This window comes from Methylophilus rhizosphaerae, assembly GCF_900100975.1.
Lineage (GTDB): Bacteria > Pseudomonadota > Gammaproteobacteria > Burkholderiales > Methylophilaceae > Methylophilus > Methylophilus rhizosphaerae.
In genome coordinates, this window is the sequence record NZ_FNFX01000004.1 from 211,769 (window position 1) to 226,559 (window position 14,791).

The following is a 14,791-nucleotide window of genomic DNA, read 5'->3' on the forward strand; positions in this document are numbered from 1 at the left end:
TGCTGTCAGTAACAGCAGGATGAGTACTAATTCAGCGCCAGGGTTTCATCCATGACTTTAGGCGTGATGAAAATCAGCAGCTCGGTTTTATCTTCCTGCTTGGTATTGCGTTTAAAGGCGTATCCCACCACCGGTAAGTCGCCGAAGAATGGTACTTTATCCGTGCCCTTGCGCGAGACCTGTTCATAAATACCGCCAAGCACCACGGTTTCACCGTTGCCCACCAGCACTTGTGTCTGTACATTCTGTGTATTGATAGCCACGCCGCCAGACGTCTCTTCACCTTTGGTATCTTTACGCACATCCAGGTCCATAATGATCTTCTGGTCAGGCGTAATTTGCGGCGTTACCTCCAGGCTCAACTCGGCTTTTTTGAAACTCACGGCGGTCGCGCCGCTACTGGTCGCGGTCTGGTAGGGAATTTCCACGCCCTGCGCAATACGTGCTTTTTGCTGGTTGGCGGTGGTCACCCGCGGACTGGAAATGACTTTACCGCGTGAATCTGCTTCCAGTGCGGACAGCTCCAGGTTCAGCAGCATGTTCGCAGATAATTTCAGCAAACTCAGCGCAATACCGCCATACGCATTGGTCACTGGCAGGTTAGACATTAAATCCGGCTGGCCATCAGAGCTGGTCAGTGTACTGCCACCCGTGCTGGCAGTCTGGATACTACCGTTATGCGTGCCCTGGGTGGCAACACCGGTGGATGAAATTTCCGTGAACCGGTTACCCAGCGAGCCACTCACGGTCAGGTTGGTATTGCTGCCGGGCGTGCCTGTCTGCGTAATGCCAAACCGTGCGCCCAGCGCTTTGGAGAATGTGTTGGAAGCAATCACCATGCGTGATTCAATCATCACCTGCTTCACCGCCACATCGACTTTGTTGATAATGGTCTGGATTTCTTCCAGTTTGCGCGGCGTATCCTGTACAAAAATGGTATTGGTGCGCGCATCAAATGTGACACTGCCACGTGGTGACAGAATACGGTTCAGGCGACCTGAGGCTGACCCCATGGAGCCGCCCATGGAAGCACCCGACATCGAGGAGCCTCCGGCCGTACTGGTCCCGCCACCCAGCAGCATATTCCTGAAATCCGCCGCTTTCTGGTACTTCAGGGAAAACACTTCCGTGCGCAGGCTTTCCAGTGTTTCGCGCTCGGCCTCTGCCGTCAGTTGCGCTTTTTCCTTGGCCGCAAATTCCTCGGCAGGTGCTACTGAAATAACACTGCCGTTCACGCGCATATCCAGCCCCTTGCTTTGCATAATCACATCCAGCGCCTGATCCCAGGGCACATCTTTCAGGCCTATGGTCACGCTGCCCGCAACTGAATCACTGACCACGATATTTTTACCAGTGAAGTCAGCAATCACTTTCAATACATCCCTGACATCAACACGCTGGAAATTCAGGGAGAGTTTTTCGCCTGCGTAGCCTTGCTTGGAGCCCTGGATCAGTTTATTCGGATCCTTTACCAATGGGCGGATATCGACGACCAGTTTACGGTCGGTCTGGTAAGCCGACTGCTCCCAGTCACCCTGCGGCTCAATCACCAGTTGTGCCTGGTGGTTATGGTTCAGCGCATCCACATACATCACCGGCGTATTGAAGTTGATGACATTCAGGCGGCGTTGCAACGATTCCGGCAGGTCAGTATTCGTAAAATCCACTACCACGGTTTTGCCTGCATTGCGTACATTGACACCCACATGGCTGTCGGACAACTCCACCAGAATACGCCCTTCGCCATTCTTGCCACGCACAAAATCAATGTTGCGGATGCGGTGTGCTGCCTCGACCGCGGGCTCCGAGAAGCGCTTGGCCGCGGCGACAGGGGCTGCCGGTTCGCTACCTTCCTGCGCCAGCGCAATCATCAAGGTTTGTGCCTGTAGCTGCAATTGATGTTGTACGGGTTTGGTCAGGTTCAACACCAGCCGGCTACGGTCACTGGCCTGTGCCACCTGGATGGATTTCAGTGCACCCTGGTTGACGGCAATGACACTCTTGCCCGTTGCATTGCTGGTGCGAGGAATATCGAACACAATGCGTGGCGGGTTAGACAGCGTAAAACTGGCCGGGGCCGCAGGCAACGGTTGTGTCATTTTCAATTGTACATTCAACCGGCCACCCGGCAACGTGGTCACATCCACAGCCTGCAACTGGTTGGTGGCAGCGGGCATTTCTGCCGCGCCTGCCCAGCATTGCACAGCCATCGCCATTGAAAATAATGCTACCCTGGCAGCAAAAAAGGTCAGTTTTTTCATCATTGATGTTCCTGCAATTCCAATGTCGTCATCTGCTCGGACCACTCACCCGTAATCGGGTCCTGAATGGTTTCCTTGATTTTTAATTCATATTTCGCGGTTTGCCGGTTTTCTGCCAGCGCGGTGATCTGTCCCAGCTTTTCGCCCATGTAATTCCCCGGCTTCACCTGGTAGACCAGGCTATCCGGCGTCTGGATGGTGGCAAATACCTTATTCTGTTTACTCATCACCCCGACAAAGCTGAGGCTTTCCAACGGATAGGCTTCCAGTGGCTCTTTGTGGCGGTTGAGGTCTGGCTGGAAAGTGTTTTGCACCGTCGCCTTGCGCGGGACGAACGGGTCGTGCAAGGTGCCATCGGTGTTGTACTGCCTGGGCGAAAACCCTTGCACCTGCGGCAGGGGTTCAATCGGCGGCACGGCAGTCTGGCTGGTCTCGTCCATAAACTGCGTCAAATCATCCTGCTGCGCGCTGCCACAGGCTGCCAGCAACAGCGCCAAACATATCGTGACCGGGTGCTTGAATCGCATCATTTCTTCTTACCTGCCTTGGCATTTTCCTGTGCTTTGCGCGCCGCGACTTCTTCGGCATCCAGGTAGCGATAGGTTTTCGCGACCGCTTCCATCACCAGCAAATCTTTATGCGGCTGCTTCTCTTCTTTGGCCATGGGCTGGATCTGCAAGTTATGCAAGGTCACAATGCGTGACAGTTTGGCCACTTCAGTCACAAAGGCACCCAGTTGGTGGTAATGTCCCAACACCTTGATATTGATGGGTTTTTCGGCGTAAAAATCGGCAAACACTTCCGGTTGCGGCACAAAGCCCTCAAACGACAAACCCTGGCTTAAACCAGCCTGGTTAATATCGGTCAGCAAACCATCCATTTCGGATTTATCCGGCAATTGCTTGAGCAAGGTACCGAAGGTGTGCTGAATCTCGGTCACCTGTTGCTCATAGGCTTTCTTCTTGATCGCCTGGATTTTTTTAACCAGGTATTCATCACGCAAGCCCTGCTCTTTTTCCTTTTCCAGGTGCAGCGCTTTTAAATTGGGATTCAACAGCAGCATATAGCCCACCACCAGCAACACCACCGCCAGCATGCCCAGCAATACCACTTTCACCGGCAGTGGCAAGTTGCCGGCATTTTTTAAATCAATATTGTTAAAATCGGAAAGTTGCATGGCGCGAATTATCCTTTTGGCGAGGCTGGGCTCTGCTTGCCCTTGTCCTGGTTCTCCACCGCAGGCTCCTGCTTGAGCGAAACCTTGAGGACAAACTCGTACTGTTTCTGTTCCTGCTGATTGCTGGTCGCCCGAATTTCAACCAGGTTGGGGCTATGCATGAAAGAGGATTCGCTCAAGTTGTGCACCAGTGTTGCAATCCTGGCGTTGGTGTCAGCCGCGCCTTTGATTTCGATTTCATCGCCCAGCTGCTTGATACTTTTCAGGGTCACACCTTCCGGTAGTTGCCGGGCCAGCTCATCCAGAATCTGCACCGCCTGGTTACGGTCGCTTTGCAGGCCTTCCACAATTTGTTTACGCTCGAGCACATGCTGGATCTGCTCTTTCAGGCTGCCGATCACGGCAATTTCCTCGTCCAGGCGAACCATTTCATCCTGCAGGCGCTGATTGCGCGCTTGCTGCGCTTCGATCTGTGCCTTGATATAGCTCCAGCTCACGAACAATATCGCTGCCACCGCAATGGCGACCAGCGAAGCCATCAGGCCAAATTCGCGCTGGCGCTCGGCACGGCGAAGCTGGCGATGCGGTAACAGGTTGACCTTAATCATGCCTCTACTCCGCGCAATGCCAGGCCACAGGCAATCATCAGTGCCGGCGCATCGGTCTCCAGCTGGGAAGCCTTGATTTTATTCACCAGCGACATGCCCTGGAACGGGTTAGCCACCAGCGTATGGATGCCGGTTTTTTCCGCAATCAGGGCAGCCAGCCCGTCGGTGGCGGCTACCCCGCCAGCCAGTAACACATGATCCACTTTGTTGTATTGGGTGGAGCTGATAAAGAAAGATACGGCACGCGCCGCTTCACTCGCCAGGTTCTGCAGAAATGGCTGCAAGACTTCCTGCTCATACGACTCAGGCAGGCCTCCCTGGCGCTTGGCAATCTCGCTTTCTTCGGGGGAAAGCCCGAACCGGCGCTGGATTTCCTGCGATAACATGGCTCCACCAAAAGCCTGTTCGCGCGCATAAATGGAGTGCGTGCCGACCATCACGTTAATATGGGTGACATAGGCCCCAATATCGAGAATCATGGTGACCGTTTTTTTGCTGTGGTCGGGTAATTGCCGGAGGATCTGGCGGTAAGCCGTTTCCGTGGCATACGCATCCACATCCACAATGCTCACTTTCAAGCCTGCCTCTTCCGCCACCGCGACCCGGTCATCAATTTTTTCTTTTTTGGCCGCGACAATCAGCACTTCGACCTCGTCGTCTGCCTTACCGATGGGCCCCAGCACCTGGAAATCCAGGTTCATTTCATCCAGCGGGAAGGGAATATACTGGTGTGCTTCGGATTCAACTTGCAGTTCCATATCCTCATCGCGCATGCCGGCCGGCATGATAACGCGCTTTGAAATCACGGCTGATGCAGGCAAGGCCAGCACCACCTGCCGTGCGCGTGACCCCAGCAATCGCCAGGTCGAACGCATGGTGTCTGCCACCTGGGCCAGGTCGCTGATGTTGCCATCGCTGATCACCCCTTTGGGCAAAGCGACGCTGGCATAGCCATCCAGCCGGAACTGGTGCTTGCCAATCGCCGAAAGCTCCACCATTTTGATAGCGGTTGCACTGACATCCACCCCGATAAAACTGGTTTTTTTTCGTTGTAAAAAGCCCAGATTCAACTGACTTTCCCTTTAGAGTTATTTAAATTCTCGCAAAGGCATGCATCAACCGTGCCAACCCTTGTATTTTTAACTGCAAAACCCGTCTTCCTGCCTGGTTTGCAGCCAGACAGACGCTGATTATTTGCATGATTCCACAATTAACTGCCGATGAATCAGCAAAAAAAGATTACAATTCAGGGGTAATTCTCACGATGGCAACACGAGTCATGAATTCAAAACACTGGTTACAGTCTCTTCTTTTTGTTTCCCTTATCGGCAGTTTGATCGTTGCAGCACTCCTGGTGCTGGTGATCAGTATCCTGTATCCCTCGCTGCCTTCACTGGAAGCGTTAACGGATTACCGCCCGAAATTACCCTTGCGGATTTATGATGCGGAAAGCAACCTGATTGGCGAGTTCGGTCAGGAGCGCCGTGCTTTCGTGCCGATTGAGCAGATCCCCAAGGTGATGAAAGACGCCATCCTGGCCATTGAGGACCGGCGCTTTTACCAGCACCACGGTATCGATACCACCGGTATCCTGCGTGCCATCCGCAACAACGTGACCGGGCGCGGCCATGAAGGCGCCAGTACCATCACCATGCAGGTGGCCAAGAACTTCTTCAGCGGCCCTAATGCGCCGCGTAATATCTGGACCAAGATCAAAGAGGCCATGCTGGCGATCAAGATCGAGAACGCCATCAGCAAGGATAAAATCCTTGAGCTCTACCTGAACCAGATTTACCTGGGTGAACGTGCGTATGGCTTTGCAGCGGCCTCCAGAACCTATTTTGATAAAGACCTGCGGCAGATCAACCTGGCAGAAGCCGCTATCCTGGCCGGCCTGCCCAAAGCCCCCAGCAAATACGACCCGTACTTGCATCCGGACTACGCAGTCACCCGCCAGCATGAAGTGCTGCGCGACATGCATCGCTACGGCATGATTTCGCAAAGCGAATTCCAGGAAGCCATGCAAACACCCCTGAAATTCCAGTCTTCCAAACGCATGGTACAGGCGCTGGGTGCTGAATATGTGGCTGAAATTGTGCGGACCACCCTCTACAAACGCTATGGCGAACAAGTGTATAGCAGCGGCCTCAAGGTCTATACCACCATACACAAACAGCACCAGGAAGCGGCGAATACGGCCATGATCCAGGGCATTATCAATTTCGAGCTGCGGCATGGGTTCCGCGGGCCGGAAAAAGTGATTTCCTTGCCAGCGGGTCAGGTAACGCCTGACGCCGCGCGTGATTTACTGCGTGATTTTGTCACTTACAACCAGTTTGTGCCCGCTTTGGTCACCAAGGTGGAACCCAATCTGCTCACTTTGGTCACCAGCCGTGGCACGGTGCTCAAATTACAGGACAAGGCGCTGTTACTGGTGAAAAACCATATGCCACCGGCCAAGCGTACATCCACCACGCTGACTCCCGGCGCAGTGATCCGTGTATACCAGCAACATGACCAATGGATGGTGGTCCAGTTACCGCAGGTCGAGAGCGGATTTATCGCACTTAACCCGGAAACCGGCCAGGTCAATGCGTTGATTGGCGGGTTCAGTTTCCTGCGTAACAAATATAACCATGTGACCCAGGGGCATCGCCAGCCAGGCTCAAGCTTCAAGCCATTCATTTATTCTGCTGCACTGGAAAAAGGCTATTCACCAGCCAGTGTGTTTGAAGATGCGCCTCTCAGTTTTTCCTCAAGCGATACCGGCAGTAACAGCAACTGGGCGCCGCGCAACTATGATGAGAAATATGCAGGCCCCATGCGTTTGCGTGAAGCGCTGGCACAATCCAAAAACACCATTTCCATCCGCTTGATGAACGCCATTGGCGCGCGTTATGCCCAGGACTACCTGCGCAAGTTCGGTTTTGATCCCAAGGATCACCCGGCCTACCTCTCCACGGCGCTGGGTGCAGGCTCAACCACTTCCTGGCAGTTGGCGGCGGCCTATGCAAGCTTTGCCAACAGTGGTTACCGCGTCTACCCCTATCTGATTGAGAAAATTGTAGACAGCCGCGGCAAGGTCATCATGGCCGCAGAGCCGGGCAAGCACATCTCCAAGGAGCGCGTGATTGACCAGCGCAACGCCTTTATCATCACCACCATGCTGCAGGATGTGGTGCGTGACGGGACAGCCCGCGCTGCACTGTCACTGCGCCGCCCGGATATCGCCGGTAAAACCGGTACCACCAACGACCAGTTTGACGCCTGGTTTGCCGGCTACTACCCGAAAGAAGTCGCCGTGGCCTGGATGGGCTATGATAATCCGCATAACCTGGGACGCGGGGAAACCGGTGGCCGTGCCGCCTTGCCAATCTGGATCAAATATATGCAGGAAACGCTGAAAGGCGTACCGGTTTATCAGTACAAAGTGCCAGATGGCGTGCTACAACTGAAAGTGGACGCTTACACTGGTGCCCAGATTCAGGAAGATGATGAAGGCATTTACGAGTACTTCTATGAAGAGCATTTGCCGGAGTCCAAACCTGAAAACCTGCCCGGTTTGTTTGACCCGAGCGAACAACCGCCCGAGCAGGATGAGCCTTCCTTCCTGGAGCGTTTGATCGGGGACCATGCAGCCAACGGCAATGAGGACAAGAAACAGCTTCCGGCTAACCCGGCAGCAAAACTATTAAGCCCAAATTAATCGCGTGTGTAAAACGGTATGTTTGACGATTTTTCGAGTGACCTGCGCCAAGAAATAGCGCAATCGGCCGCCCGCCTGATGTTTGAAGAGGGCATTAGTGACTATGCGCGCGCCAAGCGCAAAGCTGTCAAATTACTGGGTATCCAGCAGGATGCGCCCTTGCCCACCAATGCCGAGATTGATATGGCCTTGCGTGAATACCACGCCCTGTATGCCGACGAAACCGATGCCGCACACCTGCTGGACCTGCGCCAGGCAGCCTTGCATACCATGCAGTTATTAAAAAAATTCAACCCGCACCTGACGGGTTCTGTCATGGATGGCACCGCAGGCCCTTATGCCGACACCGAAATACATGTGTTTGCCGAAAGCGCCAAGGAGCTGGAAATATTTTTGCTCAACCAGAATATTCCTTACCATGCGGATGAGCAGCAGTACCGTATGTCAGACCGCCCTGGCAAGCAAAAACATGAACTGGTACGCAAGCGTGTGCCTGTGGTACGGGTGGAAACGCGTTTTGGCACACAGCGCATCAGTATTTTTGAGGCTGATGATATTCGTGCGGCTCCACGCAAAAGCGGGGAAAAGGCTGGCATACACCGCATGGGCCTGCCGCAACTCAGCGAACTGTTAAGCGCGCAACAATCCCCAGGGCAGGAATAGACCCGCTCTTCATTTACTGCATGCTGTCCCCGGTAATGCTTATCACACTCTCCTCGCAGCATTTTTACGAGCTGCCACTGATTCATCATTCGGTCCCATAATCCCGGCGGGCAATAAAAAACGGCTCAGAAGAGCCGTTTTTTATCATGCACTGAAGTGTTTACATGGTATAAGCACGTTCGCCATGCTCTGTCGTATCCAGGCCTTCGCGCTCGTATTCTTCACTCACACGCAGGCCGATCACGGCATCTACAATTTTGTACAGAATCACACTTACGATACCGGTCCAGATCAGTGTCACCACCACAGCGATGATTTGTACGGTCACCTGGTCACCCATGGACACCCCTTCGGCGTATCCAACACCACCCAGGCCGGGCGACATCAGGATACCGGTGCCGACTGCGCCCCAGATACCCGCCAGGCCGTGTACACCAAAGACATCCAGGGAATCATCATAGCCCAGTGCCGCTTTCAGTTTGGTCACACCCCACAGGCTGACCAAGCTGGCAGTGAAGCCAAGGATGATGGAGCCCATCGGGCCGATGAAGCCACAAGCCGGGGTAATTGCCACCAGGCCGGCGACTGCACCAGATGCCGCACCCAGCATACTGGGCTTGCCGCGGAACAACCATTCAGCAAAGATCCAGCCCAGCACAGCTGCCGCAGTGGCCAGTTGTGTGTTAACCAGCACCATGCCAGCGGTAGCATCAGCCGCCAGTTCGCTGCCTACGTTGAAACCGAACCAGCCCACCCACAGCAGGGCAGCACCGACCATCGTCATGACCAGGTTATGCGGAGGCATGGCCTCTTTACCGTAACCGATACGCTTGCCCAGCATGATCGCGCCAATCAGCGCTGCCACACCGGCATTGATATGCACAACGGTACCACCGGCGAAGTCTTTGGCACCCAGTTCTGCCAGGTAGCCGCCACCCCATACCATATGGGCGATTGGGATATAAGCAAACGTGACCCATAGCGCGGTGAACAGCAGCACGGCGGAGAACTTCATACGCTCGGCAAACCCACCGACAATCAGGGCAGGTGTCAGTGCAGCAAAGATCATCTGGAATGTCAGGAAGACATATTCAGGAATGGTGCCAGACAGGCTTTCAGTCGTAATGCCGGAAAGAAATGCCTTGCTCAAGCCACCGATAATCATATTGCCTTCGCTGAATGCCAGGCTGTAGCCATAGGCCGCCCACAATACGGAGATAAGTGAGAACACGACAAACACTTGCATCAATACTGACAGCATGTTTTTCTGACGGACCAGGCCACCGTAGAACAATGCCAGGCCAGGAATCGTCATCAAGATCACCAGCACAGTGGCGATAATCATAAATGCAGTGTTGCCTACATCCAGAGTCGCAGGTGCTTCAGCGGCGGCAGCTTCTGCCGGTGCCGCTTCGGCAGCCGGTGCAGCCTCGGGTGCGGCAGTTTGTTCAATTGTCACAGTTTCCGTCACAGTCTCTTCAGCATACGTGACAGGCGTGGCAGCCAACCCCATCAGGGCAACCAGCGATAATACAGAAAGAATTTTCTTCATGACTGAAGCCCTCTCTTATAATGCATCCGGGCCGGTTTCGCCGGTACGGATACGGTAAACTTGTTCCAGATCGAAGACAAATACTTTGCCATCACCGATTTTGCCCGTTGCAGCCGCTTTCTCAATCGCGTCCACGACCTGATCCAGCATGTCGTCACTGATGGCGACTTCCAGCTTCACTTTAGGCAGGAAATCTACGACGTATTCTGCCCCGCGATATAACTCGGTATGCCCCTTCTGGCGACCAAACCCCTTCACTTCCGTGACCGTGATCCCTTGCACCCCGATGTTGGACAAGGCTTCACGCACCTCATCAAGCTTGAATGGCTTGATTATTGCGGATACAAATTTCATTTGTTTCTCCTGTTATCAAGTCTGGCAGGCCCCATGCCTGCCAGATTATCCCTTGTTAGAAAGTACGTGTCAGTGTAAATACTGCACGACCATCATTCAGGTTCTTAGTCTCCGGGCTACCGTTAAAACTGGTACCGCCATAGCCTTTATCACCCCAGTACCGGCTGTTATTTGCGCCCACCCAGTACAAGCCCGCCGTCCAGCCTTCTGCTGAACCGATCTTGAATGCCTTGCTTAACCCGATCTTGTAATCCGTGTAATCAGGATTGGTTGCGCCGGAAATACTGCTGCTTGGCGCCGCACCGCCGCCAATGGCACTGAAGTCTGCCGCCGGATCCAGCTTGCCGTTCACATTCAGATGACCCACGTGGCCTACCAGCATCAACTCCCACCATGGCAGTGGATAAGCCATGTTCAATTCCACGTAAGTCGTCCCTTTGGTCCCACCATCCCAGCCAGTATCTTTCTCCGCACCGAACCAATCCGTCAATGTATAAGACAGCTTGGCACTGAAGTAGCTATAAGATATACCTATGTTCGCTTCGGTGGTGTTCCATTTGCCGCCTTTCGGGGTTTGGCGCAAGCCTGCAGGATCACCATAGGCATTGTATTTTTTCCATGAACCGCCCGGGTACAGATAGCTAATCAGGCCCGCTGTCCAGCCCAGGCCATCCACTGCGGAAATCGTACCATTGTAACCGCCATATACATCGATTTCCCCCGTCGCATCCGGGAAAGTATTCGGCGTGACGTTGGAGCCCCAGGTGCCAACATAAAAGCCGCTGTCATGAGTAATATCGATACCCCCTTGTACAGCCGGCTTATGCCAGTTTTGGGAGATACCACGTGCATAGTAATCGGAAACCACCCCAACGTTAGCGGTCGCTGCCCATGCAGATTTTGCTTCTTCCTCAGCGGCATAAGAAGCCTGTGCAAAAGACAAAGCACTTAATACGGCTGTAAGTAAAATAGATTGACGCATGAATAAGCCCTCTCTCTTTAAAGTCTTTAATCGAATTGTTGTAAATAAGCCTGTAACAACACTTCTCTCTAAGCAATCCATGTGCCAACCAACATAATTATTTATAATCAATTAGTTATAATTAAAATATAAATAATTGATTAAAATAAATTATTTAACTATTTGATTTTAATAAATTAAAACAGATTTTCAATTTTCAAATAATGCCATTATCGTTGCTATCCATGCTAGAATCCCGCCCAAAGGAGCGTATCAATATGCTATTTTCCAACGAAAAAGTGAATGAATTGTCTTTTAAAATCAAACAACTAATAGAATCCAGCCCTATTTCGGAGCTTGAAACCAATTTGCGTGCACTGATTCAGGGCGCGCTCACCAAAATGGAACTGGTTTCGCGTGAAGAATTCGATATTCAGTCGGCATTACTGGCACGCACCCAGCAACAATTGCGTGCCCTGGAAGAAAAAATCAGCGCGCTGGAACAGGCGCAGGCAACAGAAAGTAAAAAATAATTTACAATTGTTAGCATTCCACACGGGAGTGCAACATGAGTCTGGCAGTTTTGTATAGTCGTGCGCTGAGCGGCATGGAAGCGCCGGAAGTGGTAGTAGAAGTCCACCTGGCAAACGGATTGCCCAGTTTTACCATTGTCGGATTGCCGGAAACCGAGGTCAAAGAAAGCAAGGACAGGGTACGGGCCGCGATACAAACCGCCCAGTTCGAATTCCCGGCACGCCGGATTACGGTTAACCTTGCCCCGGCCGATTTGCCCAAAGAAGGTGGTCGCTATGATTTACCCATTGCGCTCGGCATTCTGGCCGCTTCGGGCCAACTGCCCAAGAAACACCTGGCCGATTATGTGATCGCCGGTGAGCTGGCGCTGACCGGCGCTTTGCGCCCGGTACGTGGTGCACTGGCCATGGCTTACCAGCTGCATCAAGCCCCTCATACCACCCAGGCGACCATCCTGCCCCGGGAAAGCGCCTGTGAAGCCAGCCTGGTGGAAGGTTCGGTCGTCTACGCCGCCGACAGCTTACTGGCGGTATGCGCACATCTATCCGGCAAGCAGGCACTGCCACAGCAAACCACCCTGTGGCATAACGCGCCCGCACCTTTACCGGATTATCAGGAAGTCAAAGGTCAATTACACGCCAAACGCGCCCTGGAATTGGCTGCCGCCGGGCAACACAGCCTGCTGATGAGCGGGCCGCCCGGCACGGGTAAAAGCATGCTGGCACATCGCTTTATCAGCATCCTGCCCGACATGACGACGCAGGAAGCCCTGGAAAGCGCAGCGATATTGTCATTAAACGGCCAGTTTCCCGCCGCCAGCTGGAAACAGCGCCCGCTGCGTGCGCCTCATCATACTTCGTCCGCTGTCGCTTTAGTCGGCGGCGGCAGTGTCCCCAGGCCTGGTGAAATCAGCCTCGCCCATCATGGCGTGTTATTCCTGGATGAACTACCCGAATTTGACCGCAAAGTCCTGGAAGTATTACGGGAGCCGCTGGAGAGCGGCAACATCACCATTTCACGCGCCGCCCGGCAAGCCACGTTTCCGGCACAGTTCCAGTTACTGGCCGCCATGAATCCCTGCCCGTGTGGTTATTACGGCCACTATCAGCAGCGCTGCCGTTGCACACCCGACCAGGTCGCCCGTTATAAAAACAAACTATCCGGCCCCTTGCTGGATCGCATAGACATGAATATTGATGTACCGGCACTCAAACCGGAAGAACTCAGCCAGCGCCAGGCGGGAGAATCCAGTGCCGCGATACGCGAGCGCGTGGTGCAGGCAAGGGAGCGGCAAATGCAGCGGCAGGGCAAACCGAACGCCGCGCTAGGGCCACTGGAAATAGAAATCCATTGCCCGCTGACTGAAAAGAGCAGCCACTTGCTACAGGCGGCCATGCAAAAATTTGCCTTATCGGCACGCAGTTATCACCGCATCCTCAAACTTGCCCGCACGATTGCCGATCTGGCAGGCAGCCCAGCCATCAGTGATGCCCATATCGCGGAAGCGTTACAATATCGCCGTTATGAACACTGAGGTATTTTGACCATGCATTTATATGACATTAGCATTGCCCCGCTTTTGCGCAACCTGGATAACCTGAAGCACATCTTGCAGCAAGGTGAAGCCTATGCGGAGCAAAAGAAAGTGGCCCCGGAAGTCCTGCTGAACAGCCGGCTGGCGGTGGATATGTATCCGCTGTCCAGGCAGGTACAACTGGTCAGCGATATGAGCAAAGGCGTGGGTGCACGGCTGGCAGGGGTGGAGATGCCACAATACGAAGATAATGAAACCAGCTTTGACATGCTGTATGCGCGCATTGATAAAACGGTCGATTTTTTATCACACATCCAGCCGGCACAACTGGAAGGCGCAGAGAGCAAGGAAGTGGTGCTGACCATACGCAAAGTGGACCTGACCTTCACCGGCCTGGATTACCTGCAGAAATGGGCGATGCCAAATGTCTATTTCCACACCACCACCGCCTATAACATCCTGCGTCATTCAGGCGTGCCCTTGGGTAAAACCGATTACCTAGGACAAAAGCGCTGATTACCGGGGTCGCTGCCAGTAACTGATGCCACTGGTTTCGCCTTTCAACATTGCCTGCCTGCGCAAGGCTTCATAAGCTTCCCCTTCTGATATATGCCGTGCCAGCGCAACCTGGCGCGCTTGCGTACTGGCCTGCGCCTTCCAGGCAGGGTTTTCCCGATAGCCCCGGTCTTGCATGCAGCGCTCCAGCACATGAGATTGCCGGGCTATTTTCTCCTGCTGCTGGAAGGGCAAGGACTCCGGTAATGCGGCCGCTGCCTTGCCCGCGATTAAATCACACTGGTTAATGGTTTTGACCAATGTCCCTGGTGCGGCAGGCGCGTCTTCCGATAGGTTCTGCCAGTACAGCATGCCCACGCCTGTGAGCAGCAACACACCCAGCACGCTCCCGATATGGACTAGCCGCATATATTTTCCCTGTTTTTATGGAACACCCATTGTGCACCCGTTCCAGACGTTACCGCAAATTCACTTTCGTCATTCTCTTCATTAAACCGTCATATAAATCCGTTAGCATTCAATGTATTAGGATGAAAGTCTGATAATCCATGCGCTTATTTGCAACAGGGTGCTTCAGAATTAATCCGGCATGACGTTAACTGATTTATAGACCGCAAACAAAGGAAAAATCATGATCGAATGGCAGCAAGAACCCCTGGCATATACTGCCGGCATTCCTGAACTGATGACCGCACAGGATATTATGTACCTGGCCGAAGATATCGCAGCAGATAGCAATATTCTGGCAATCTACAAACCCGCTGAGCTATCTCTCGAAGTCGTTTGAAAATAATCAGTGGTTAACAGCCTGGTTAATCGCTACATTTTGCTGGCATCTCCGGCATAAACCATCTCTATTTCCTGCAAATGGCAGCCTGACCCGCCATGCCCCCAGCGGCATATAGACATGCCCTGCATGATTCCT

Annotated in this window: 15 protein-coding genes; 6 read left to right on the forward strand and 9 right to left on the reverse strand. The window is 53.3% G+C overall.

The window, feature by feature from the left end; genetic code table 11:
* Positions 1-26: 26 nt before the first annotated feature.
* Genes BLP53_RS10550 through BLP53_RS10570 form a run of 5 tightly spaced genes read right to left on the reverse strand, consistent with a single transcriptional unit; the run spans position 27 to position 5,116 of the window.
* Positions 27-2,264 carry a type IV pilus secretin PilQ gene (locus tag BLP53_RS10550; protein ID WP_091472130.1) on the reverse strand — a complete coding sequence of 746 codons (2,238 nt, stop codon included), beginning with the start codon at positions 2,262-2,264 and terminating at the stop codon, positions 27-29.
* Entirely contained in the window at positions 2,261-2,791 is a 531-nt protein-coding gene (locus BLP53_RS10555; protein ID WP_091472131.1) for a pilus assembly protein PilP, read from the reverse strand. The genes BLP53_RS10550 and BLP53_RS10555 overlap by 4 nt, the downstream gene beginning before the upstream one ends.
* A complete protein-coding gene (locus BLP53_RS10560) occupies positions 2,788-3,438 on the reverse strand; it encodes a type IV pilus inner membrane component PilO (RefSeq protein WP_091472132.1) in 651 nt (216 codons plus the stop codon). The genes BLP53_RS10555 and BLP53_RS10560 overlap by 4 nt, the downstream gene beginning before the upstream one ends.
* 8 nt (positions 3,439-3,446) lie before the next feature.
* Positions 3,447-4,046, reverse strand: a complete 600-nt coding sequence (locus BLP53_RS10565; protein ID WP_091472133.1) for a PilN domain-containing protein — start codon at positions 4,044-4,046, stop codon at positions 3,447-3,449.
* A complete protein-coding gene (locus BLP53_RS10570) occupies positions 4,043-5,116 on the reverse strand; it encodes a pilus assembly protein PilM (RefSeq protein ID WP_091472134.1) in 1,074 nt (357 codons plus the stop codon). Before BLP53_RS10570 ends, BLP53_RS10565 begins: the two co-directional genes overlap by 4 nt.
* A 209-nt stretch (positions 5,117-5,325) precedes the next feature.
* Here BLP53_RS10570 and BLP53_RS10575 point away from each other — a divergent pair, with 209 nt between their 5' ends.
* Both BLP53_RS10575 and BLP53_RS10580 read left to right on the forward strand, forming a co-directional pair.
* A complete protein-coding gene (locus tag BLP53_RS10575; RefSeq protein WP_091472135.1) occupies positions 5,326-7,752 on the forward strand; it encodes a penicillin-binding protein 1A in 2,427 nt (808 codons plus the stop codon).
* An 18-nt stretch (positions 7,753-7,770) separates the two neighbouring features.
* On the forward strand, positions 7,771-8,415 hold the full coding sequence (locus BLP53_RS10580) for a hypothetical protein (RefSeq protein ID WP_091472136.1): 645 nt from the start codon (positions 7,771-7,773) through the stop codon (positions 8,413-8,415).
* Positions 8,416-8,575: 160 nt separating this feature from the next.
* Here BLP53_RS10580 and BLP53_RS10585 read toward each other — a convergent pair whose 3' ends face one another.
* From BLP53_RS10585 to BLP53_RS10595, 3 genes are read right to left on the reverse strand one after another with little or no spacing between them, the layout of a single operon-like run.
* Positions 8,576-9,967, reverse strand: a complete 1,392-nt coding sequence (locus BLP53_RS10585) for an ammonium transporter (RefSeq protein WP_091472137.1) — start codon at positions 9,965-9,967, stop codon at positions 8,576-8,578.
* A gap of 15 nt (positions 9,968-9,982) precedes the next feature.
* A complete protein-coding gene (glnK, locus tag BLP53_RS10590; protein ID WP_091472138.1) occupies positions 9,983-10,321 on the reverse strand; it encodes a P-II family nitrogen regulator in 339 nt (112 codons plus the stop codon).
* 55 nt (positions 10,322-10,376) lie between these two features.
* A complete protein-coding gene (locus BLP53_RS10595; protein WP_091472139.1) occupies positions 10,377-11,303 on the reverse strand; it encodes a TorF family putative porin in 927 nt (308 codons plus the stop codon).
* Positions 11,304-11,560: 257 nt separating this feature from the next.
* On the opposite strand from BLP53_RS10595, the gene BLP53_RS10600 reads away from it, so the two are divergent.
* The 3 genes from BLP53_RS10600 to BLP53_RS10610 are packed head-to-tail and all read left to right on the forward strand — an operon-like array spanning position 11,561 to position 13,866.
* On the forward strand, positions 11,561-11,815 hold the full coding sequence (locus BLP53_RS10600) for an accessory factor UbiK family protein (RefSeq protein ID WP_091472140.1): 255 nt from the start codon (positions 11,561-11,563) through the stop codon (positions 11,813-11,815).
* A gap of 35 nt (positions 11,816-11,850) precedes the next feature.
* Positions 11,851-13,350 (forward strand): YifB family Mg chelatase-like AAA ATPase, encoded by a 1,500-nt coding sequence (locus BLP53_RS10605; protein WP_091472141.1) that lies wholly within the window; start codon positions 11,851-11,853, stop codon positions 13,348-13,350.
* Positions 13,351-13,362: 12 nt separating this feature from the next.
* Complete coding sequence (locus tag BLP53_RS10610) at positions 13,363-13,866, forward strand: DUF1993 domain-containing protein (RefSeq protein WP_091472142.1); 504 nt, start codon at positions 13,363-13,365, stop codon at positions 13,864-13,866.
* Here the strand turns inward: BLP53_RS10610 and BLP53_RS10615 are convergent, their stop codons facing one another.
* Complete coding sequence (locus BLP53_RS10615) at positions 13,867-14,274, reverse strand: hypothetical protein (RefSeq protein ID WP_091472143.1); 408 nt, start codon at positions 14,272-14,274, stop codon at positions 13,867-13,869.
* Positions 14,275-14,497: 223 nt separating this feature from the next.
* Here BLP53_RS10615 and BLP53_RS13680 point away from each other — a divergent pair, with 223 nt between their 5' ends.
* Positions 14,498-14,653: a hypothetical protein gene (locus BLP53_RS13680; RefSeq protein ID WP_176755268.1), complete on the forward strand. Its 156-nt coding sequence runs from the start codon at positions 14,498-14,500 to the stop codon at positions 14,651-14,653.
* Positions 14,654-14,791 lie beyond the last annotated feature (138 nt).